Source organism: Pseudonocardia halophobica (assembly GCF_050948485.1).
GTDB classification, from domain to species: Bacteria; Actinomycetota; Actinomycetes; order Mycobacteriales; family Pseudonocardiaceae; genus Pseudonocardia; species Pseudonocardia halophobica.
This window is the reverse complement of record NZ_CP192046.1, coordinates 6,669,813-6,690,688: the sequence shown is the minus strand read 5'-3', so window position 1 is coordinate 6,690,688 and position 20,876 is coordinate 6,669,813. Positions and strand designations below refer to the sequence as shown.

The following is a 20,876-nucleotide window of genomic DNA, read 5'->3' as shown; positions in this document are numbered from 1 at the left end:
GAGCGAGAGCGCCGTTCGTGATCCGGTGGTCAGCGCTTTCGGACGCTCGCGACCAGAAGGACCAGGCCGAGCACCACGGCCCCGCCGGCGAGCAGCCAGCGTGCGTCGAAGGCCGACAGGTCCGGCGCGCGGCCGAGGAACCCCGACCCGGCGATCCCCAGGCTGACCAGTCCGACGATCAGGGCCAGCGGGTCCGGCATCCGGCGCGCTGCCCGCTCCTCCTGCGGACCGTCCTGCCGGGTCTCCTGCTGCTCAGACACGGTGCACCTCCACGGAGGCCGCGCCCCCGGTCAGGTCGAGCACGAGCGGCCGGCCGGAGCGGACCCCGTCGGCACCGAGGTCGTCGGTCACGGTGAGCGAGGCGTCGGGGCTGCTGTGGCTGGTGCCGTCGAAACTGATCTCACCGAAGTCGACATGGCCGGTGAGGCTCACGTCGGCGTTGCGCGGCACGCTCACCCGGATGTCGCCGGCGCCCACGCTCACCGCGGTGCGGACAGGGGTGGCGGGCTCGCCCGGTGGCACGCTCAGGTCGAGTCGGCTGAGGTCCAGGTCGACGGTCCCCGCGCCGCGCTCGTAGCTCGGCGCCACCGCGGCGGGGGTCGTGGGGGCGGCCCGCAGGTCGCCGACGCCGGAGCCGAAGTTCGCCAGCGGCACCTTGACCGCGAGTGACGCCCAGGTCAGCACGGCCAGGAGCAGCGCGAACGGGATCAGGCCGCGGCCGCCGCGGGTGAAGGCGCCGAACACCAGGCCCACGCCCAGGATGGCCAACGCGGTCGCGAACACGACCGGCAGTCCGGCCAGGCCGGAGGTCAGCAGCACGACCGCGCCCGCGATGCCGCCGCCGACCAGCGCCAGGGCCAGCGTGACCGGGGTGACCCGGCTGCGCCGGCGCACCGGTGCGGGCTCGGGCGCGGGCGCCGAGGGCTCCGGGAGGTCCCACGCGAACGGCGCCGCGCCGAGCGGGTCCCACGCGGGCGGGGTGCCGCGGTCGAGCGGGTCCGGGCCGAGCGGGTCCTTCACCGGCGCATCCGGCCCGTCGACCACGCCGTCCTCGGCGGACGTGCGGACCGTCGGCGCCTCCTGCGCCGCCTGGAGCCCGCGCTGGCCCCGGCTGCGGTGCAGCAGGAAGAGCAGGACCAGGACGGCCAGCACGGGGAGGACGACGCTGCCGTCGTTGCCCCAGAACAGGCCGCTGGTCAGGAGCAGGGCCAGGACCAGCCCGGCGAGCACGAGCGGCGGCGTGGTGCGGCCGGAGCTGCGCGCCGCGGTGTCCGTGGCGGCCCCGTCGAGCGGGTCGTCCCTGTCCGCGGCGGGCAGCAGGACCCAGCCCACGAGGTAGAGCGCGATCCCGATGCCGTAGAAGGCGGAGACGGCGAAGCCGACCCGCACGAGGACCGGATCGATGTCGTAGCGGCGGGCGAGCGCGGCGGCCACGCCGGCGACCTTGCGGTCCCGTCGCGGCCGCGACGGGCGGGTCTCCCACATGTCCCGCAACGTCGTCCCGACGTCGGTGCTGTTCATACCACCGACCCTCCCCGCCCGCGCGCACCCACGGTATCGGGGAGGACCCCGAGAAGCCCCGGGGACCGACCCCGGTGTCCGGGGTTCCCCCGCGTGTGACCATGGAGCGGTGACCAGCCCAGCCACCCGCGCCGCCCCCCTCGCGCGCCGCCGCTCCGGGCGGCTCCTCGCGGGCGTCGCCGGCGGGGTCGCCGACCACCTCGGCGTCAACGTGCTGTGGGTGCGGGTCGCCTTCGTCGTGCTCGCCGCGGCCAACGGCGCCGGCGTGATCGCCTACGGTCTGCTGTGGGTCTTCGTGCGGCAGGAGGCCGCGGACGTCACCCGGCAGGTCACCGTCAAGGAGCGCCAGCAGGCGATGGGGCTCGCGGCACTCGGGCTGGGCATCGGCCTGGCCGGGGCGGCGCTGCAGAACCAGGTCGTCGGCTGGATCGTCGGACCGCTCGGGGTGGCGGCGCTCGGCGCGGCCGTCGTCTGGCGCGAGGCGGACGAGGCCCAACGGCGGCGCTGGACGAGCGGCGCCCGCAGCGGCTTCCTCGGCGGCCGCACGGCGCTGCTGCGGGTGGTGGCGGGCGGGATCTTCGTGGCCGCCGGCATCACCGTGTTCCTGCTCGGCAACCTCGACCTGGGGCAGCTGCAGTTCGGCGTGCTCGCCGTGCTGGCCACGCTGGTCGGCGTCGCCGTGCTCACCGTCCCCTGGTGGGTGCGGCTCGCCCGCGACTTCGGCGAGGAGCGGCGGCAGCGGATCGTCACGGCCGAGCGCGCGGAGATCGCCGCGCACCTGCACGACTCGGTGCTGCAGACCCTCGCCCTGATCCAGAAGCAGTCCCACGACCCGCGCGAGGTGCAACGCCTGGCGCGCGGGCAGGAGCGGGAGCTGCGGAACTGGCTGTACGGGCCCTCGGGCTACGGGCGCGGGGGCGAGCGGCCCGGGCCGCCGGGGGAGACCCTCGCGACGGCGCTGCAGGCCGCGGCGGCCGAGGTGGAGGACACCTACGCGATCACCGTCAACCCCGTGATCGTCGGCGACCACCCGCTCGACGACGCCGAGGGCGACCTGCGCGCCCTGGTCCTGGCCGCCCGCGAGGCGATGGTCAACGCGGCCAAGCACGCCGGGGTGGACGAGGTGAGCGTCTACGCCGAGGTGGAGAGCGGGTCGGACGGCTCCGACGACTCGGAGGGCGGCTCGGAGGGGACCGAGGTGCACGTGTTCGTCCGCGACCGCGGGAAGGGCTTCGACCCCGACGCCGTGTCCGAGGACCGGCACGGCCTCGCCGACTCCGTGCACGGCAGGATGGGTCGGCACGGCGGCCGGGTCCGGCTGCGGAGCGCGCCGGGGGAGGGCACCGAGGTGCACCTGGAGATGACGATCGACGCCGAGCGGGAGGACGCATGAGCGAGCCAGCGGTGACCGGGGCGATCAAGGTCTTCCTGGTCGACGACCACGGCCTCTTCCGCGCGGGTGTCCGCGCCGAGCTGGAGCGCGGGGCCGCGGGCGACCCGCCGATCGAGGTGGCGGGCGAGGCCGGGTCGGTCGACGAGGCCGTCGCCGGCATCGGGCACCTCAAGCCCGACGTCGTGCTCCTCGACGTCCACATGCCCGATGGCGGCGGCGCGGCCGTCCTCGCCCGGGTGCGGCCGGTGCAGCCCGAGGTGGTGTTCCTCGCGCTGAGCGTCTCCGACGCCGCCGAGGACGTCATCGCCGTGATCCGGGCCGGCGCGCGCGGCTACGTCACCAAGACGATCTCCGCGCGGGAGCTGGGCGACGCGGTGCGGCGCGTGCGGGCCGGCGACGCCGTGTTCTCGCCGCGGCTCGCCGGCTTCGTGCTCGATGCCTTCTCCGACCGCCCCGGCGCCGCGCCCGCCGTCGACCCCGAGCTCGACCTGCTCACCCGGCGGGAGCGCGACGTGCTGCGGCTCCTCGCCCGGGGCTACGCCTACAAGGAGATCGCGGGCGAGCTGTTCATCTCGGTGAAGACGGTCGAGACGCACGTGTCGAGCGTGCTCCGGAAGACGCAGCTGTCGAACCGCTACGAGCTCTCCCGCTGGGCCTCGGACCGCCGGTTGGTGTGAGGGGCGGTCCGGTTCGCAGGTCCTCCGTGGCGGTCGCGGCAGGTCGGGGCGCGCAGCGGTCGAGATGAACCTCAGGGCTTTTCCGGCGCTCGGATTCAGCCCCGACGCTCACCTCGGCGGGTTCCCGGTGTCGGCCTTGCTCGGCTCACCTTTGCAATGCTCGCGGATCGGCGGGCGGGGCTGTGGTGCCGGTCGGACTGTGGGGTGCGCACCCGGCGGAGGCGGATCAGCCGATACTGCTCAGGGTGCCCGGCGCACGCGGATCTGCTGGCCTTGCACAGGTCGCCGGTGAGGGGCCCGGAGCAGGCGGAACGCCGGAGAGACGCGAAGGCCCGCTCCGTGTCGTGGAGCGGGCCTTCGGTCGGAGGATCCTTACTTGTCGCCGAGGAGACCGCCGACCGCCCTGGTGGTGCCCTCGAGCCCGCCCGTGACCGTCTTCGCGGCGCTGCCGGCGCCCTCGGAGGTCTCGCGGAGCAGCGAGCCCGAGCCGCCGGAGCCGTCCGAGCTGCCGGAGCCGGAGTTCGAACTGCCGGAGTCAGAGCTGCCGGAGTCAGAGCTGCCGGAATCCGAGCCGCGCGAGTCGGAGGAGGAGCCGCTCGAGCCGGAACCGGTCGACTCCGAGCCGGAGCCGCGGGAGCCGGAGGAGCGCGCGCCGGCCCCGAAGTCGGTGTCGTCCGAGCCGGAGTCCGCGGTGGACCCCGACCCGCCCGACTGCGACCCGGTGGACCCGGAACCCGTCGCCGAGGACCCGCCCTGCGAACCGGACCCGCCGGACCCGCCACCGAGCAGGCCGCCGACCGCGCCCTGCACCGGGGCCGCGACGGTCTCGACCGCGTCCTTCACCGGCGCCGGCGCGGCGCTGGTCACGGTGTCGACCGCCTTCGTGACGGGCGCGAGCGTCGCGGTCTGCTCGACCGCCGAGCCGGCCTGGCCGGCCGCACCCTGCGCCGCCGCGGCTGCGGGCGCCTGTGAGGCCGGGGTGCTCCGGGTGGCTGCCGACGTGTCGAGCAGGCCGGTGACCGGCGCGGCCGCCTTGAGCAGCGGGTCGGTGACCGGGGCGGTCGCCTTCAGCAGCGGCGCCGTGAGCGGGGCCGCGGCGGACAGCACCGGGGTGGTGACCGGCTCGAGGACGTCGGCGAGCGGTGTCACGGCGGGCTTGAGGGCGTCCGCCACGGGGGCGACGACGTGCCCGGTCACCGGGGCCACGACGTCGTCGACGACCGGTGTGGTGAGCGGGCCGACCGCACCGGCGAGCGGCGCGACGACGGGCGCCGCGGCCGACGAGACCGCTCCGCCGACGGCACCGACGGTCCCGGTCGCGACCTGCGCGACCGGCTGCACGACGGGCTTCACGGCGCCGACGACCTGCTGCGCGGTCTGGTTCACCGGCTCGAGCACGGGCGCCGCGGTCCGGCCGACGTTCTCGACGACACCGGTGACACCCCGGGTCACGGGGGCCAGCGGCGCGGCGGCGTTGTCCACACCACCCACGACACCACCCACCGCCTGGCTCACCGGCGCGACCACACCGCCGCCGACGGCCGAGGTCACGGGCTTGACGACGCCGCGGCCGACCGAGTCGGTCACCGGGGTCAGCACCTCGCCGACGGGCTCGGCGACGCTTCCGCCGATCCCCCCGACCGCGCCGCCGACCGTGCCGACCACGCCACCGACGATGCTGCCGTCGCCCGACCCGCCGGAGCCGCCGGGGGCGGTGCCACCGCCGGTGGACCCGCCGCCCGGCGTACCGCCGCCGGTGGAGCCGCCGCCGAAGATCGGGGACAGGATGTTCGGGGCCGTCGCGGTGCCGCCGGTGGCCGGCGCGACACCGGCGCCGGTGCCGCCTGCGACGGGAGCCGCGGCGACCGGCCCGACGAAGGACGCCGCGCCCGTGCCGGCCGGGGCCGTTCCGCCGGTCGCGCCGCCGAGCGCCGTCGCGGTGACCGGGTCGACCAGCGCCGACGGAAACGCGACCGTCATCCAGGAGGTCGGCGCGGCCTGACCCGCCTCGAGACCGCCGACGCCACCGATCAGGGCGCCCTGGATCCCGTCCCGCAGCGACATGCCGGGGAAGCTGCCGTCCGCGGCGGCCTGCGCCTCGGAGCTGCGGTTGGAGGTCTCGGTGAGGATCGCCGCGGCGAGCACCGAGCCGGTGGCCACGAGCGCGCCCGCGGCGACGGCGGCGCGCCGGGCGCCGGGGTGGCTGCGCCGGCCGAGCTGCGCCGGGCGCGGCTGGATGGGCCGGTCGAGGGCGTGCGGGGCGCGGCCCTCGCGGCGCAGGAGCGCGCCGACGGAGATGATCTGGCTGGGTCGCGGGTCCTCGGGGTCCGGCAGCGCGTGGTTCCCCGTCACCGGGGCGCCCTCGAGGTCCTCGTCGAGGTGGTCGAGGTCTGCGAGGTCCTCGAGCTCGTCGGGTCCGGCGACCGGGAGCGCCGACACGTCGTCGGCCGCGTCGACCAGGTCCTCCGGCGCGGGCCGCGGAGCGGGGATCCGGGGTAGCGGGCGGCGGTCGGCGTTGGACTCGGAGAGACCCTCCGCAGCGGGCGCGGCCGGGGCCGGCGCCTCCGGGGCGTCGGTGGCCGCGCGCTGGGCGGGGACACCGCGACGCAGCAGCTCCGCCACCGTGACAGGGTTCTCCGGCGGCAGCGGATTGCCGACGCGGTGCTCGAACGTGGCCACGACCGGCCGACCTCCTCAGGGAGCGCGGGGAGCGACCCGGTCAGGTCTACCGGAGTCACGCGCTGTTCACCAAGTGTCATTCGCCCGCTCATCGCGGGTGGTTCGTTCGGGTGAACTCCGCTCATCGAAGGAGGTCGACCGCTGGCCGTGCGGTGACCGGCACAAGATCGTCTCACGACCCTGGTTCGCGCAGGTCGGACGGGGTCTGGCGGCCCGTCGTCAGGCCTTCACGGGGCGTGACGAGAGCGCCGATCGTCATGACGTAGCGTCACGTCACGACTCGGACACATTCCGTGCCCGGTCCCGCCCCCGGTCAGCGGGAGGTCGGGTACTTCGCGCGCTCCTGCTGCAGGCCGCGGTAGCCCACGACGCCGCCGCCGGCCGCGAGCAGCATGCCGATGACGTCGGCCGTGAGGCTCGGGCCGCTCGTGATGAGCAGGCCGAGCAGCGCGACGCCGGTGGCACCGGCCGCGACCGGGATGCGGGTGCGGGTGTAGGCGGCGATCTCGGCGCCGGCCGCACCCTTCTTCTTGGCGGCGTTGTTCAGCATCGCCACGTAGCCGACGTGGCCGAGGGCGGCCAACAGCCCGATCAGAGCGATCAGCGAGAAGACGATCCCCATGGACACCACAGTGCCACGGCGGGGCCTTTCCGTGCGGGGGATTCGCCGGGCGGCGACGCGCTCCTCAGCGGGGCCTCAGCCGCCGCGACCGGCGGGCCGCCTCAGCGCGCGCCGAGCCGCCCGCGCCCGAGGCGCAGCAGGAGCATGGCGAGCTCGCGGCCCTCGGCGCCGAGCTCGCGGAAGCGGGAGAGGACCGTGATCTCCCGGCTGTAGACGATGCGCGGCCCGCCGGCCGCCATCCGCGCCGACCCGATCCGCTGCGAGACCTCGGTGCGTCGCTTGACCAGACGCAGGATCTCGGCGTCGAGGTGGTCGATCTCCTTGCGGAGCTCGGCGATCTCGGCGTCGGTCGGGGCCGGGGCGGGGACCTCGGCGGCGGTGTGGTCGTCGGTCACGGACATCGGTCTACTCCTCACGAGGGGCGTCCACCGACCCCGGACAGTAAGAAGCCCCGGGTCCGTGGACTCCGGGGCGTCGGTTCTGCTGCGTCAGCGGGCGACGGGTGCCGGAATCCGGTACCCGTAGAAAAATCGTCCCGTCGACGAGGTGCGGTGCACGCGGACAGTCTGCCACACGGCGCGCGGCCGTGCGCCGATTCCGGTTCCGTCGGGGGACGGCGGTACCGTGTTCGACACGATGAGCGCTCTGTTCGAACTTCCCGCCCAGGCTCCGGTGGAGCCGAAGACGAAGCGCGGCGCGGCACTGCTGGAGGGGCTGAACCCCAAGCAGCGCGAGGCCGTCACGCACGCGGGGAGCCCGCTGCTGATCGTCGCGGGGGCGGGGTCGGGGAAGACCCGGGTGCTCACCCACCGGATCGGCTGGCTGCTCGCCGAGCGGAGCGTGCACCCCGGCGAGATCATGGCGATCACCTTCACCAACAAGGCCGCGGCCGAGATGAAGGAGCGGGTCGACGGGCTGGTCGGCCGCCGGTCGCAGGCGATGTGGGTGTCGACCTTCCACTCCATGTGCGTGCGGATCCTGCGCCGCGAGGCCAAGCACCTGGGCGTGCGCAGCGCCTTCTCGGTCTACGACGCGGACGACACCCGCCGGCTGATCGGGATCGTCGCGCGGGACCAGGAGCTGGACCCGAAGAAGTTCGCCGCCCGGTCGCTGGCCGCGCAGATCTCGAACCTGAAGAACGAGCTGATCACGGCGGAGGACTTCGCCCAGCGCGCGGGCAACGAGCACGAGCGGCGGGTCGCGCAGGTCTACGCGACCTACCAGGAGCGGCTCCGTCAGGCCAACGCCTTCGACTTCGACGACCTGATCATGGAGACGGTGGCGCTGCTGCAGCGGATGCCGGCCGTGGCCGAGTACTACCGCCGCCGCTTCCGGCACGTGCTGGTCGACGAGTACCAGGACACCAACCACGCGCAGTACGCGCTGGTCCGCGAGCTGGTCGCGCCCGCGACCGCGGGCGCGGTGCCGGCCGAGCTGTGCGTCGTCGGCGACTCGGACCAGTCGATCTACGCGTTCCGCGGCGCGAACATCCGCAACATCGTGGAGTTCGAGCAGGACTTCCCGAACGCGACCACGGTCCTGCTCGAGCAGAACTACCGCTCCACGCAGACCATCCTGTCCGCGGCCAACGCGGTCATCGCCCGCAACCCGAACCGCCGCGACAAGCGGCTGTGGTCGGAGCAGGGGGACGGCGAGCGGATCGTCGGCTACGTCGCCGACAACGAGCACGACGAGGCGAGCTTCGTCGGGCAGGAGATCGACCGGCTCGTCGACTCCGGGGAGTTCCGCAACTGCGACATCGCCGTCTTCTACCGGACCAACGCCCAGTCCCGCGTCTTCGAGGACGTGTTCCTGCGGATCGGGCTGCCGTACAAGGTCGTCGGCGGCGTGCGGTTCTACGAGCGCAAGGAGATCCGGGACGCGCTGGCCTACCTGCGCGTGCTGTCCAACCCGGAGGACACGGTCAGCCTGCGCCGGATCCTCAACGTGCCCAAGCGCGGCATCGGGGACCGGGCGGAGGGCCTGGTCGCGGACTACGCCGAGCGGCAGCGAATCTCGTTCAGCCAGGCACTGCGGGTCGCGGCCGAGGAACCGGAGAAGCTGCCCGAGCTCGCCACGCGGAGCCAGCGCAACATCGCCGCGTTCCAGCGGATGCTCGACGAGCTGCGCGAGGGCGTCGACCGCGGCGACGAGACCGCCGAGATCCTCGAGAACGTCTACGGCCGCACCGGCTACACCGAGGCCCTGGAGGCCAGCGAGGACCCGCAGGACGGCACCCGGCTGGAGAACCTCGCCGAGCTCGTCACGGTCGCACGGGAGTTCGCCGGGGACGCGGCGGTCGCGGACCTGGACGACTCGGACGTCGAGGTCGGTGCCCCGGAGCCCGGCTCGCTGGCCGCGTTCCTGGAGCGGGTCGCCCTGGTGGCCGACGCGGACTCCATCCCGGACGACGACCAGGGCATGGTCACCCTGATGACCCTGCACACCGCGAAGGGCCTGGAGTTCCCGGTCGTGTTCCTCACCGGCTGGGAGGACGGGATCTTCCCGCACATGCGCACGCTCGGGGACCCGGACGAGATGGCCGAGGAGCGGCGGCTCGCCTACGTCGGCATCACCCGCGCCCAGCAGCGGCTGTTCCTGTCCCGGGCGATCGTGCGGTCCGCCTTCGGCCAGCCGAGCACCAACCCGGCCTCGCGGTTCCTCGACGAGGTCCCGGCCGAGCTCGTCGACTGGGCGCGTTCCGAGCCCGAGCGGCCGTCGGCGCCGGTGGGTCGGTTCGGGTTCGGCCGCCGGTCCACCGCCACCGACCGCGGGGACTGGAAGGTCCCGCAGCGCGCGCTCAACGCCGAGCTGCACCTCGAGGTGGGGGACCGGGTCAACCACGACAAGTACGGGCTGGGCACGGTCGTCGCGTCCGACGGTGTGGGACCGCGGGCCACCGTGACGATCGACTTCGGCAGCGCCGGCACGGTGCGGCTGATGCTGATCGGCGGCGTCCCGATGCAGAAGCTCTGACCGGCGCCGGCACGATCGCTGTCGGCGTGCGCCGACGGCCGCGCCGTCGCCGCCCGGCGGCTCGCCAGATCACGATGCGAATCCGCCTGAATTCACATCATGGAACCAGAATGCGCGGAAAGACCCGTCCGAAACGCGTTATGGAACCAGAATGCGCGCAAGGGCCCGTCCGGTGCGCGTTATGGAACCATGATGCGCGGAACTAGTCGGGGGAGTTCGCCCCGTCCCCGACGACGCGCAGGCCCATGGCCTGCAGGATCGGCAGCGGGTTCATCTTGTTCTTGCCCGCGTCCCAGATCTCGAAGTGCAGGTGCGGGCCGGTGGACTGCCCGCGGTTGCCGACCTCGGCGATCTCCTCGCCGGCCGAGACAGTCTGCCCGACGCTCACCAGCGAGCGATTGATGTGCCCGTAGACGGTGCGGGTGCCGTCGGCGTGCCGGAGCACCACCCACATCCCGAAGCCGCTGGCCGGCCCGGACTCCTCCACGACGCCGTCGGTGAAGGCGAAGATCGGCGTGCCGATCGGGGCGGCGAGGTCGATGCCGTAGTGTGTGACGCCCCAGCGGGCGCCGAACCCGGAGGTGAACCGGCCGGTGGTCGGCAGGACGTAGGCCTCGCCGTGCTCCAGCACCGCCTGCGGGGCGCCGCCGGAGAGGGCCGCGTTGATCTGTCGGGCGGTCGCGGCGATCCGGGTGCCGATGTCGACGGCCTTGGTGAGGCTCGCGACGTCGAGCTCGGACTTCTCGTCGAGCACCGGCAGCGCCTGCGGCGAGGAGCCGGTCAGCTGGTCGGCGCCGATGGCCCGCGTGGCGGGCGTGGCCGGGTCGATCGAGTCCGCGGTGGGTCCGGCGGTCTCGTCCGCGACCGGCAGCATCGCGTTGGCGGCGAGCTTCTCGTACGGGTCCGCGGCCACGGCGGGGCCGGCGAGCGCCGTGAGCATCGTCTGTCCGGCGGCGACCAGCGCACCGCCCGCACAGGCGGCGACGGTCGCGCGCACGCGCAGCGACACGGCGGGCGGCGCCGGAAGCCGGTGTCCCGCGCGCACCGTCGCGCGGGGGGTCGCGACGTGCTCGGGGACCGGTCGGGCGCCGCGTGGGGAGCGGTGGCGCAAGACCTGCCCTTCTCTTCGTGCCGGGCCTCCGGGGCGCGCCGGCGTGGGTTCGGGGAAACCCTTCGGCGCCGTTCGGGGTCGGCGCCGTGCCGTCGTGATCGCTCCGTGACACGGACGGCTCGAACCTAGCGGGCCGTCCCCGCCGCGTCCAACCCGACCCCCGGGTGTACAGCCGGGTGCCGCCGATCGGACGACGGCGCCTCAGGACGCGGGGGAGGAACGCTCACCCTGCGTGGCGGCGAGCCGTTCCCGGCGCCGCCGGCGCTGACGAAAAGGGTGGATCGGTAGCTCTCCGCGAGTGGCCAGCCCGGTCACCACGGCGTGCACGGTGCGCGGGTCGACGGGCAGGGCGAGGTGGCCGACGTCGTCGAGCTCCAGTTCCGTGACGTCGAGGTCGGGGTGCCGCAGCCGGGCGTTGCGCTGCGGCACGACCATCTGGTCCATCCGGCTCCAGACGGCGAGGAAGCGGGTCGTGCAGTCCGGCGCGGGCCCGGCGAGCTCGGCCATCACCGCGGACCCGGGGCGCAGCTGCCGGGCGAGCGGGGTGGGCAGCAGGTACGCGGTGTTGGTGCCGGTGTGCGGGCTGCCGAGGGTCACGAGCGAGTCGACGAACTCGGAGCCGCCCAGGCGCTGCACGTAGTACCGCGCGATCACGCCGCCCAGCGAGTGCCCCACGATGTGCACCTTGTCGGCGCCGGTGGCCTCGCGCAGCCGGTCGACGTGCTCGCCGACCGCGCGGGCGGCGCTGCGGAGGTCGTCCGTGAGCAGGCTGTAGTTGATCGCGAGCACGGCGCCGAATCCGCGCTTGCGCAGCGCGCGCCGGAACACGGTGAACACCGACCGGTTGTCCATGATCCCGTGGATCAGCAGGACCGGCGTGCCGGCCGCCTCGACGTCGCCGCAGACGAAGCTGCGCTGGACCGGGTCCAGGTCGTCCGTGCGGTAGTGGGTGCGGGGCCGGATCGTCTCGCCGGCGAGCCCGACGGGATAGAGCGCGACGTGCGCGGCGAACCAGGCGTTCTCCAGCACCAGCCCGCGCAGCCCGGCGGGGGAGGCGAAGGTCCGCGCGGCGTACCCGGCGGCCTCCCCGGCGTCGACCAGCACCCGGCCCATGACGGAGCGTGCACCGTCGGCCGTCCTGGCCAGGCGGTGCAGTCCCCTGCGGACCGACGCCATGAACAGACGATAAGTCGGAATCCGGGAACCCGCCGGGTAACGCGACGGAAATATCCGAACGGCCGCGTGACGACCTCCCCGTCCGGCGAGGCGGCCGAACGGACCAGTGCGGCGCGGTGATCGGCGCAAGATTCTCGAGCGGCCGGGTCGGAGCGTCCCCGACGCCGAGGGATGCTGGCCGCCCCGGGTGAGGCGATTCTCGAACGCCGGGTCCCCGTCACAGCGCGTCACCGGCACGGCCGGCCGGGACCACCCGGCTGCCGCGGCCCCGCACGGGTGAGGCGTACGCCTCCCCGTGGACGACTCGTTGGTCACACGCGGCCGGCACCCCGGGCCGATCCGGCAGGCACGACGGGTGTGCGGAGGTTTACTCCGGGGTCGGTGAGGCAGCTCACCTGGGCGGATGTCATGAAGGAGCAGGGGCGTCGCTAGGGTCCAACGTCGGAGTAGGTCTCTACGTGCGGGCACCTCGCAGGGCGGGCACGGCCATCGCCGCGTCCCCGGTCCTCGCGACGCTTGCCGGCACAGCGACGTGAATCGGGAGAGCCGAGTGGACCTGTACGAGTACCAGGCGAAGGACCTCTTCGCCGCCCACGGAGTCCCGGTGCTTCCGGGCAAGACGGTGGACACGGCCGAGGCCGCCGAGGCCGCCGCCGCCGAGCTGGGCACCGCGGTCGTGGTGAAGGCCCAGGTCAAGACGGGTGGCCGTGGCAAGGCGGGCGGCGTCAAGCTCGCCGAGAGCCCGGCCGAGGCCAAGGAGAAGGCGAACGCCATCCTCGGCCTGGACATCAAGGGCCACACCGTGCACCAGGTGCTGGTCACCACCGCGTCGGACATCAGCGAGGAGTACTACTTCTCCTTCCTGCTCGACCGGTCCAACCGCACCTTCCTGGCCATGTGCTCGGCCGAGGGCGGCATGGAGATCGAGCAGCTCGCCGTCGAGCGCCCGGAGGCGCTGGCGCGCATCCCGATCGACGCGATCCAGGGTGTGGACAAGGCCAAGGCGGACGAGATCGTCGCCGCCGGCAAGATCCCGGCCGAGGTCGCCGACCAGGCGTCCGACGTGATCGTGAAGCTCTGGGAGACCTTCGTCGCCGAGGACGCGACGCTGGTCGAGGTCAACCCGCTGGTGCGCGACCCGGAGAACAAGGTCATCGCGCTCGACGGCAAGGTCACCCTGGACGGCAACGCCGACTTCCGCCACCCGCAGCACGCGGAACTGGTCGACGAGCGCACCGAGAACGCGCTCGAGGCGAAGGCCAAGGCCAAGAACCTGAACTACGTCAAGCTCGAGGGCGGCTCGGTCGGCATCATCGGCAACGGCGCGGGCCTCGTGATGAGCACGCTCGACGTCGTCGCCTACGCCGGCGAGAAGCACGGCGGCCAGAAGCCCGCCAACTTCCTCGACATCGGCGGCGGCGCGTCGGCGCAGGTCATGGCGAACGGCCTGGACGTCATCCTGCACGACCCGGACGTCAAGAGCGTCTTCGTCAACGTCTTCGGCGGCATCACCGCCTGCGACGCCGTGGCCAACGGCATCGTCGAGGCGCTGAAGATCCTCGGCGACGAGGCCTCCAAGCCGCTGGTCGTCCGCCTGGACGGCAACAACGTCGTCGAGGGTCGGAAGATCCTGGAGGACGCCAACCACCCCCTGGTCACGCAGGTGGCCACGATGGACGACGCGGCCGACAAGGCCGCCGAGCTGGCCGCGGGAGCCTGAGCACAATGTCGATCTTCCTGAACGAGAACTCCAAGGTCGTCGTCCAGGGCCTCACCGGCTCCGAGGGGACCAAGCACGCCACCAAGATGCTGGCGGCGGGCACGAACATCGTCGGCGGCGTGAACGCGCGCAAGGCCGGCACCACCGTCTCGATCGGCGGCAAGGAGCTGACGGTGTTCGGCACCGTCGAGGAGGCCATCAAGGAGACCGGGGCGGACGTCTCGGTCATCTTCGTGCCGCCGAAGTTCGCCAAGGACGCCGTGCTCGAGGCCATCGACGCCGCGATCCCGCTGGCCGTCGTCATCACCGAGGGCATCCCGGTGCACGACTCCGCCTACTTCTGGGCGCACGCCGTGGCCAAGGGCAACAAGACGCGCATCATCGGCCCGAACTGCCCCGGCATCATCAGCCCCGGCAAGTCCAACGCCGGCATCATCCCGGCCGACATCGCCGGCCCGGGCAAGATCGGTCTCGTGTCGAAGTCCGGCACGCTGACCTACCAGATGATGTTCGAGCTCAAGGAGTTCGGCTTCTCGACCGCCATCGGCATCGGCGGCGACCCGGTCATCGGGACCACGCACATCGACGCCCTCGAGGCGTTCGAGGCGGACCCCGACACCGCCGCGATCGTGATGATCGGCGAGATCGGCGGCGACGCCGAGGAGCGGGCCGCGGCCTACATCAAGGAGAACGTGACCAAGCCGGTCGTCGGCTACGTCGCGGGCTTCACCGCCCCCGAGGGCAAGACGATGGGCCACGCGGGCGCGATCGTGTCCGGCTCGGCCGGCACCGCGGCCGCCAAGAAGGAGGCCCTCGAGGCCGCCGGCGTGAAGGTCGGCAAGACGCCGTCCGAGACCGCCTCCCTCATGAAGGAGATCATGGAGTCCCTGTGACGTCCTGACCTCGATCTTTCCGACGCGCGGGCCCCGGGAACCCTCCCGGGGCCCGCGCGTTGTCGTGACGGGGGCGCGGGCCGGTGGGGGCCGTCGGCTAGCGTCGCCCCGGTTCCACGAGAACGGGCAAGGGAGTGGTCATGAGCCAGACCGGAGCGAGTCCGGAGCCGGCGACCGGGGAGGCCCCGGCGCCGCTGCAGGGTCCCGCGCGCACCCTCGTCATGGCGGGGGCCGGGCTGGCACTCGTCGTCTACCTGCTCGGCTTCTTCTCCCCGCTGAGCAGCCTGCTGTACGGGCCGTCGCTGGTGCTGGCGGGCGGCCTGCTCGCCGCCGCGGCGCTGTTGCCGCGGGCGGCGGGGAAGGTGCTCGTGCCGGGGGCGGTGATCACCGTCGTCGGGTTCCTGTCGCTGGTGCAGGTCGCGGTGGCGGCGGCGCAGTTCGCCGTCGGCGGCATCGAGATCGTGGCGCTCGTGCTCGCGTTCCTCGCGGCCGCGGCGCTGGGCGGCGCGGTGCTGATGGAGGCCGGGCTGCTGAGCATGCCCGCGCGCAGGCCGCAGCAGGCGCCGCAGGGCTACGGCCAGCAGTACGGCCCCTACGGCCAGCAGTACGGCGGGTACCCGCCGCCCGGCCAGGGCGGGGGCTACGTCCAGCAGCCCGGACCGGGTGGCCAGTACGGCTACGGCTGGTCGCCGCAGGGCCCGCCGCCGCAGCAGGCGCCCTACGGCCAGCCGCAGGGGTACGAGGGCGGGCCGTGGGGCCAGCCGCAACCCGGGCCCGGTCAGCAGGGGCCGTCAGGTCAGCCCGGATCGGTCGGCGCGCCGGTGCAGCCGGGCCAACAGGCCCCGCAGCCGGGTCAGGGGCAGCCGCAGACCGGGTGGGCCGGCGCGACCGAGTCCGGTGCGCCGTCGTCGACACCGCCGGGTGGGCAGCCCGGCGAGCTGGAACAGACACGCATCGAGTCGCCCCGGGGGACCGACGAGCAGGGCAGCGGGCGGCACGGACGGCCCGAGGCCGACCGCACCACGCGGATCCCGACCGAGGGCGAGCGCCGCAGCGAGGGCTGATCTCCTCCGGACAGGGGGTACGGTCCCGCGAGTCGGGAGTTCCGGCAGCGCGAGTCGGGAGTTCCGGCACCGCGAGTCGGGAATTCCGGCACCGCGAGTCGGGAATTCCGGCACCGCGAGTCGGGAGTTCCGGTAGCACGGGTCGGCAGTTCTGGTAGCGCGGGTCGGGAGCTGTCCCGGGTGGCGTTCGCCGGACCCGCGGGGCCCCGGCGTGGCGGCCTGACTCCCGGCGCCCGCGCTGCGACGCTGGCGGGGTGACCCGTTCGCTGCGTGCCCCGGACCGTGCGGAGGAGGAGCCGGACGGCGCGCCCGACGCGGCCGAGACGCCCGGACCGGAGGTCCCCGAGGGCCTCGACCGGCTCCGCGTCGTCCTCGCCGCGGCGATGGGCACCGTGCTGGTCAGCTACGCCATGCTCGTGCCCGCGGCCCTGCTCGTGGTGCTCGCGGGCGGTGGCGCGGACAGCTCCGTCGACGGGGCCTTCGCCGCCGCCATCCCGCTCTGGCTGGCGGCCCACCTCATCCCGCTGGCGCTGGAGGGGCAGCCGCTGAGCGTGCTGCCACTGCTCCCGACGGTGGCGGTGATCGTCGTCGTCGCGTGGGGTGCCCGGTGGGCGGCCCGACGACTCGGGCGCCGGATCCGGCAGGACGCCGGTGCGGTCGTCGCCGCCTCGGCCGGGGCGCACGCGGCCGTCGCCGTGCTCGGCAGCGCCCTGCTGCCCACCTCGGCCGCGGTCGGGGCAGCTCCCTGGGCCGCGATGCTCGGCGCGGGGCTCATCGCCGCGGTCGGTGCCGGGATCGGCGTGCTGCGCGCCTGTGGCCTGCCGGCGGACTGGCGGGAGCGGCTGCAGGGCTGGCCGGCCGCCGGGCTCGCGGCCGCGGCGGTCGGTGGTGCCGCACTCCTGCTCGCCGGGGCGCTCGTCGTGCTGGTGGGGCTCGTCGTCGGGGCCGGCCGGGTACACGGCCTCTACGAGGCGCTGGCGCCGACCGGCGGTGCGGCTCTGGGAATGACGCTGCTCGGCCTGGCCTACCTGCCGAACGCCGCGATCGCCGGCGCGTCCTGGCTGCTGGGCCCGGGCGTCGACGTCGGGCTCGGGGCGTGGACGCCGTTCGGCGGCGCACCCGCCCCGCTGCCCCCGCTCCCGCTGCTCGGGGCGCTGCCGACGGTACCGTCGCCGGCCTGGGCCGTCGTCGTGGTGATCGTGCCGGTCGGGATCGGGCTGGTCGTCGGCGGGATCTGCCGGACGGTGCTGGGACCGGAGTCCACGCTGCCGGAGCGGATGCGGGCGGTCGGCGTCGCGTCGATCACCCTCGCCCTGGTCGCGGCGCTCGTCGCCACGCTGGCCGGCGGACGGTTGGCGGCGGGCCGGTACGACCCGGTCGCGATGCCCGCCTGGCTCGTCCTGCTCGCGGTCGTGGTGTGGATCGGCGGGCCCGCGGCGGTCCTCGCACTGGTGCAACGGGGTGGCCCGGGGCGGGAGGCGGCCAGGGACGACGAGGAGCTCGGCTGGTACCGGGACGGGTACGAGGCCGAGGAGGAGATCTCCGCGCGCGAGGACGGCTCGGGTGAGGCGGATCTCGACGACGGGGCGCGGGTCGGGGACGGGGACGACCGGGACCGCGCCGACGGTTCCGACGACCCGGAGGGCGGGACGGACGGCTCCGAGCGCGCTGAGGGCTCCGTCGACTCCGATGACTCCGGCGACTCCGGGCGCGGCGAGGCTTCACAGGACGAGGCGGCCGATCGCGGGGGTGAGGGCACTGAGGGAGGTAATGGCGCTGAGGGCGCTGAGTGGGCTGCAGGCGCGAAGCAGCGCGCCGACGGTGCGGCGGGCGACGGGTCGTCCGTGGACGACCCTGCCGAGGACGGGGCGACCGACCGCGAGGACGCGCCGCGCAGCCGAGCGTCCGGCAGCTCGCGCAGTCACGACGGTCGAGCTCGCGCCGGCGGCGGGCGGGCGGTGGAGCGCGCTCGCGCCCGCCGGCAGGAGCGCAGCAACGGCACCCGCAGCCGTCCGGTCCGCTTCCGGCCGGGCGCTGCTCCACCCCCGGCCCTCCGCGCGGTCGAGGACCTCCCGCACGACGCGGACCGTGAGACCGTCGAGAACCCGGCCGAGATCGTCGAGGAGCGCCTCGCATCGCCCGATCCGGCCGAGCGCACCGAGACCGACGAGCAGTCCGAGCGCGTGAAGCGTGAAGACCGCGCGGACCGGCTCGAGCCGACCGAGGCTTCTGCCGGTCGGACCGCCGCCACGCAGTCCACCGAGCCCGAGCCACGCCCCCGCACGGTGGGTGAGCTCGTCGCCCTGCGGGCGAGGCAGGCGGAAGAGCGCGCCGCTCGCGAGGCCGCAGAACGCGACAGCGACGCTCCATGATCCCCGCCCGGCAGCGGGACGTTCGATTCCCGAACGGTCTCCTTCCCGAACGCGGATCACCGGCTCCTGACCGGATCGGGGCAGGTCCTCGCGCTGTGACCGCCGTCGCGGCCTAGGCTGGAGGGGTCCGTCAGAGCCGCCCGCCCGAGGAGATCCGTGCCCGCCCCGACGAGCGCACAGCCCACGTCGCGGGACGGCCTACCCGGGCGCGCCCGCCTGGTGGTGCTCGCCTCGGGCTCCGGCACCCTGCTGCAGGCGCTGCTCGACGCCGCGCTCGACCCGGCCTATCCGGCGGAGGTCGTCGCCGTCGGGACCGACCGGCCTGGCGTCGAGGCGCTGAACCGGGCCACCCGCTCCGGCGTCCCCGCCTTCACCGTGCGGCCCGCCGAGCACCCGGACCGCCCGGCGTGGGACCGCGCGCTGCTGGCCGCCGTCCGGGAACACCGGCCGGACCTCGTCGTCAGCGCGGGGTTCATGCGGATCCTCGGCGCGCCGTTCCTCGACGGCATCGACCGCCCCATCGTCAACACCCACCCGGCGCTGCTGCCCGCGTTCCCCGGAGCGCACGCCGTCCGCGACGCCCTCGCCCACGGCGTCACGGTCACCGGGACCACCGTCCACCTGGTCGACGCCGGCGTGGACACGGGGCCGATCCTGGCCCAGGAGGCCGTCCCCGTGCTGCCCGGCGACACCGAGGCCGAGCTGCACGAACGCATCAAGATCGCGGAGCGGCGGTTGCTCGTGGCCACCGTCGCGACGCTGAGTACCGGAAAGACGCTGTGCAACCGAGAGGCGAGAGTCCAGTGAGCGAACGCAGGCCGGTCAAGCGGGCCCTGATCAGCGTCTACGACAAGGCCGGGCTGCTCGACCTGGCCACCGGGCTGCACGCGGCGGGCGTGGAGATCGTGTCGACCGGCTCGACCGCGCAGCGGATCGCCGACGCCGGCGTCCCCGTCACGCCCGTCGAGGAGCTGACCGGGTTCCCGGAGTGCCTCGACGGCCGCGTCAAGACCCTGCACCCGCGCGTGCACGCCGGCCTGCTCGCCGACACCCGCAAGCCGGAGCACCTCGAGCAGCTCGAGCAGCTGGGCATCGCGCCGTTCGACCTGCTCGTCTCGAACCTCTACCCGTTCACCGAGACCGTGGCCTCGGGCGCGACGCCGGACGAGTGCGTCGAGCAGATCGACATCGGCGGGCCGGCGATGGTCCGGGCGTCGGCGAAGAACCACGACAGTCTCGCCGTGGTCACCGACCCCGCGAAGTACGCCTGGGCGCTCGAGCAGATCGCCGCCGGCGGGTTCGTGCTGGAGGACCGGCGCCGGCTCGCGGCCGAGGCGTTCCGGCACACCGCGGCCTACGACGTCGCCGTCGCCTCCTGGATGGGGTCGGTGCTGGGCGGCGGCGAGTCGGCCTTCCCGGAGTGGGCGGGCGCGACGTGGACCCGCAAGGCCACCCTCCGCTACGGCGAGAACCCGCACCAGGCCGCCGCGATCTACACCTCCGAGGCCGGCGGGACGGGGCTGGCCCGTGCCGAGCAGCTGCACGGCAAGGAGATGTCCTACAACAACTACGTCGACGCCGACGCCGCCTGGCGCGCCGCACACGACCACGGCGACCGGCCGTCCGTCGCGGTGATCAAGCACGCCAACCCGTGCGGGATCGCGGTGGGCGCCGACGTCGCCGAGGCCCACCGCAAGGCGCACGCCACCGACCCGGTCAGCGCGTACGGCGGCGTGATCGCGACCAACCGCGAGGTGTCGGTCGAGATGGCGCAGCAGGTCAAGGACATCTTCACCGAGGTCGTGGTGGCCCCCGGGTTCGCGCCCGAGGCGCTGGAGATCCTGCGGGCGAAGAAGAACATCCGGCTGCTGCGGATCGACGGCGAGGTCGCCCGGCACGGCGCCGAGATCCGCCCGATCAGCGGCGGCCTGCTGATGCAGCAGCGCGACGCCGTCGAGGCCCCGGGCGACGACCCCTCCTCCTGGAAGCTGGTCGCCGGTGAGGCCGCGGACGAGCAGACCCTCGCCGACCTGGCGTTCGCCTGGCGCGCCTGCCGCGCGGTGAAGTCCAACGCGATCCTGCTCGCGTCGGACGGGGCCGCGGTCGGGGTCGGGATGGGGCAGGTCAACCGGGTCGACTCCTGCCGGCTCGCGGTCACCCGGGCCGGGGAGCGGGCGCGCGGCGCGGTCGCGGCCTCCGACGCCTTCTTCCCCTTCCCCGACGGACTCGAGGTGCTGATCGAGGGCGGCGTCAAGGCCGTCGTGCACCCGGGCGGCTCGATCCGGGACGACCAGGTGACCGCCGCGGCCGCCGAGGCGGGCGTGACGCTCTACCTCACCGGCACCCGGCATTTCGCCCACTGACCCCGCCGGCGGGCGGCGACACGCCGCCCGCCGTGATGGTTTCGAGTGTGAGGGCGATGTCGCGGCTCGGACTGTCCGGTTGCACCCGAAATGATCATGCGGGTGGCGCCGGCCTGAGTGTCGCCCCGTCGGCCTGAGTGTCACCGTGCTGCTGTCGGCCTCGCAGTGAGGTGGCGCTCGGAACGAGCCTGTGCTCGGCGCCCTCCCGGGTCCACCCGATCGCGGGTTGAGGGCGTCGGTGGGCTGGGTTAGAGTTCGAACAAAGGTTCGAACGCCGTCTTCCCCGCGGCGTGCCCGTCGTGCGGGGGA

At 74.3% G+C, this 20,876-nt stretch carries 16 protein-coding genes; 9 read left to right on the top strand and 7 right to left on the bottom strand.

Features of this window, described 5'->3' with window-relative positions:
• Window positions 1-29: 29 nt before the first annotated feature.
• Together ACQP04_RS31855 and ACQP04_RS31850 are read right to left on the bottom strand one after the other, a co-directional pair.
• Entirely contained in the window at window positions 30-260 is a 231-nt protein-coding gene (locus ACQP04_RS31855) for a hypothetical protein (RefSeq protein ID WP_433504193.1), read from the bottom strand.
• Window positions 253-1,521, bottom strand: coding sequence for a PspC domain-containing protein (locus ACQP04_RS31850; RefSeq protein ID WP_433504192.1), 1,269 nt, complete (start codon window positions 1,519-1,521; stop codon window positions 253-255). The genes ACQP04_RS31855 and ACQP04_RS31850 overlap by 8 nt, the downstream gene beginning before the upstream one ends.
• Between ACQP04_RS31850 and ACQP04_RS31845 the strand changes: the two genes are divergently transcribed.
• The gene (locus ACQP04_RS31845; RefSeq protein ID WP_433504191.1) at window positions 1,484-2,914 is read left to right on the top strand and encodes a PspC domain-containing protein; all 1,431 of its coding nucleotides are present in this window, start codon (window positions 1,484-1,486) and stop codon (window positions 2,912-2,914) included. The genes ACQP04_RS31850 and ACQP04_RS31845 overlap by 38 nt on opposite strands.
• The gene (locus tag ACQP04_RS31840) at window positions 2,911-3,591 is read left to right on the top strand and encodes a response regulator (RefSeq protein WP_037046288.1); all 681 of its coding nucleotides are present in this window, start codon (window positions 2,911-2,913) and stop codon (window positions 3,589-3,591) included. Before ACQP04_RS31845 ends, ACQP04_RS31840 begins: the two co-directional genes overlap by 4 nt.
• Before the next feature lie 372 nt (window positions 3,592-3,963).
• Here the strand turns inward: ACQP04_RS31840 and ACQP04_RS31835 are convergent, their stop codons facing one another.
• The 3 genes from ACQP04_RS31835 to ACQP04_RS31825 all read right to left on the bottom strand — a co-directional run bounded on the left by ACQP04_RS31835 (window position 3,964) and on the right by ACQP04_RS31825 (window position 7,293).
• A complete protein-coding gene (locus tag ACQP04_RS31835) occupies window positions 3,964-6,270 on the bottom strand; it encodes a hypothetical protein (protein ID WP_433504190.1) in 2,307 nt (768 codons plus the stop codon).
• Window positions 6,271-6,583: 313 nt separating this feature from the next.
• Complete coding sequence (locus ACQP04_RS31830; RefSeq protein ID WP_037046294.1) at window positions 6,584-6,892, bottom strand: hypothetical protein; 309 nt, start codon at window positions 6,890-6,892, stop codon at window positions 6,584-6,586.
• 101 nt (window positions 6,893-6,993) lie between these two features.
• Window positions 6,994-7,293, bottom strand: a complete 300-nt coding sequence (locus ACQP04_RS31825) for a chorismate mutase (protein WP_037046297.1) — start codon at window positions 7,291-7,293, stop codon at window positions 6,994-6,996.
• A gap of 235 nt (window positions 7,294-7,528) precedes the next feature.
• On the opposite strand from ACQP04_RS31825, the gene pcrA reads away from it, so the two are divergent.
• On the top strand, window positions 7,529-9,868 hold the full coding sequence (pcrA, locus tag ACQP04_RS31820; RefSeq protein WP_433504189.1) for a DNA helicase PcrA: 2,340 nt from the start codon (window positions 7,529-7,531) through the stop codon (window positions 9,866-9,868).
• A gap of 202 nt (window positions 9,869-10,070) precedes the next feature.
• Here pcrA and ACQP04_RS31815 read toward each other — a convergent pair whose 3' ends face one another.
• Window positions 10,071-10,865, bottom strand: coding sequence for a M23 family metallopeptidase (locus ACQP04_RS31815; RefSeq protein ID WP_433504188.1), 795 nt, complete (start codon window positions 10,863-10,865; stop codon window positions 10,071-10,073).
• Window positions 10,866-11,180: 315 nt separating this feature from the next.
• Complete coding sequence (locus ACQP04_RS31810; RefSeq protein WP_433504187.1) at window positions 11,181-12,155, bottom strand: esterase/lipase family protein; 975 nt, start codon at window positions 12,153-12,155, stop codon at window positions 11,181-11,183.
• Window positions 12,156-12,687: 532 nt separating this feature from the next.
• On the opposite strand from ACQP04_RS31810, the gene sucC reads away from it, so the two are divergent.
• The 6 genes from sucC (at window position 12,688) to purH (ending at window position 20,567) form a co-directional block, all read left to right on the top strand.
• Entirely contained in the window at window positions 12,688-13,875 is a 1,188-nt protein-coding gene (gene sucC / locus ACQP04_RS31805; protein ID WP_433504186.1) for an ADP-forming succinate--CoA ligase subunit beta, read from the top strand.
• A gap of 5 nt (window positions 13,876-13,880) precedes the next feature.
• Complete coding sequence (gene sucD / locus ACQP04_RS31800) at window positions 13,881-14,768, top strand: succinate--CoA ligase subunit alpha (RefSeq protein WP_433504185.1); 888 nt, start codon at window positions 13,881-13,883, stop codon at window positions 14,766-14,768.
• Window positions 14,769-14,908: 140 nt separating this feature from the next.
• On the top strand, window positions 14,909-15,832 hold the full coding sequence (locus tag ACQP04_RS31795; RefSeq protein WP_433504184.1) for a DUF5336 domain-containing protein: 924 nt from the start codon (window positions 14,909-14,911) through the stop codon (window positions 15,830-15,832).
• Between the two features lie 254 nt (window positions 15,833-16,086).
• The gene (locus tag ACQP04_RS31790; protein WP_433504183.1) at window positions 16,087-18,204 is read left to right on the top strand and encodes a cell division protein PerM; all 2,118 of its coding nucleotides are present in this window, start codon (window positions 16,087-16,089) and stop codon (window positions 18,202-18,204) included.
• Window positions 18,205-18,360: 156 nt separating this feature from the next.
• Complete coding sequence (gene purN, locus ACQP04_RS31785) at window positions 18,361-19,011, top strand: phosphoribosylglycinamide formyltransferase (RefSeq protein WP_433504182.1); 651 nt, start codon at window positions 18,361-18,363, stop codon at window positions 19,009-19,011.
• Window positions 19,008-20,567, top strand: coding sequence for a bifunctional phosphoribosylaminoimidazolecarboxamide formyltransferase/IMP cyclohydrolase (purH, locus tag ACQP04_RS31780; protein WP_433504181.1), 1,560 nt, complete (start codon window positions 19,008-19,010; stop codon window positions 20,565-20,567). The genes purN and purH overlap by 4 nt, the downstream gene beginning before the upstream one ends.
• Window positions 20,568-20,876: the final 309 nt, after the last annotated feature.

Coding starts and splice junctions, on each gene's coding strand:
- ACQP04_RS31845 (WP_433504191.1), top strand. CDS start 1,484: ATGTCCCGCAACGTCGTCCCGACGTCGGTGCTGTTCATACCACCGACC.
- ACQP04_RS31825 (WP_037046297.1), bottom strand. CDS start 7,293: ATGTCCGTGACCGACGACCACACCGCCGCCGAGGTCCCCGCCCCGGCC.
- pcrA (WP_433504189.1), top strand. CDS start 7,529: ATGAGCGCTCTGTTCGAACTTCCCGCCCAGGCTCCGGTGGAGCCGAAG.
- ACQP04_RS31795 (WP_433504184.1), top strand. CDS start 14,909: ATGAGCCAGACCGGAGCGAGTCCGGAGCCGGCGACCGGGGAGGCCCCG.
- ACQP04_RS31850 (WP_433504192.1), bottom strand. CDS start 1,521: ATGAACAGCACCGACGTCGGGACGACGTTGCGGGACATGTGGGAGACC.
- sucD (WP_433504185.1), top strand. CDS start 13,881: ATGTCGATCTTCCTGAACGAGAACTCCAAGGTCGTCGTCCAGGGCCTC.
- ACQP04_RS31810 (WP_433504187.1), bottom strand. CDS start 12,155: ATGGCGTCGGTCCGCAGGGGACTGCACCGCCTGGCCAGGACGGCCGAC.
- ACQP04_RS31840 (WP_037046288.1), top strand. CDS start 2,911: ATGAGCGAGCCAGCGGTGACCGGGGCGATCAAGGTCTTCCTGGTCGAC.
- ACQP04_RS31830 (WP_037046294.1), bottom strand. CDS start 6,892: ATGGGGATCGTCTTCTCGCTGATCGCTCTGATCGGGCTGTTGGCCGCC.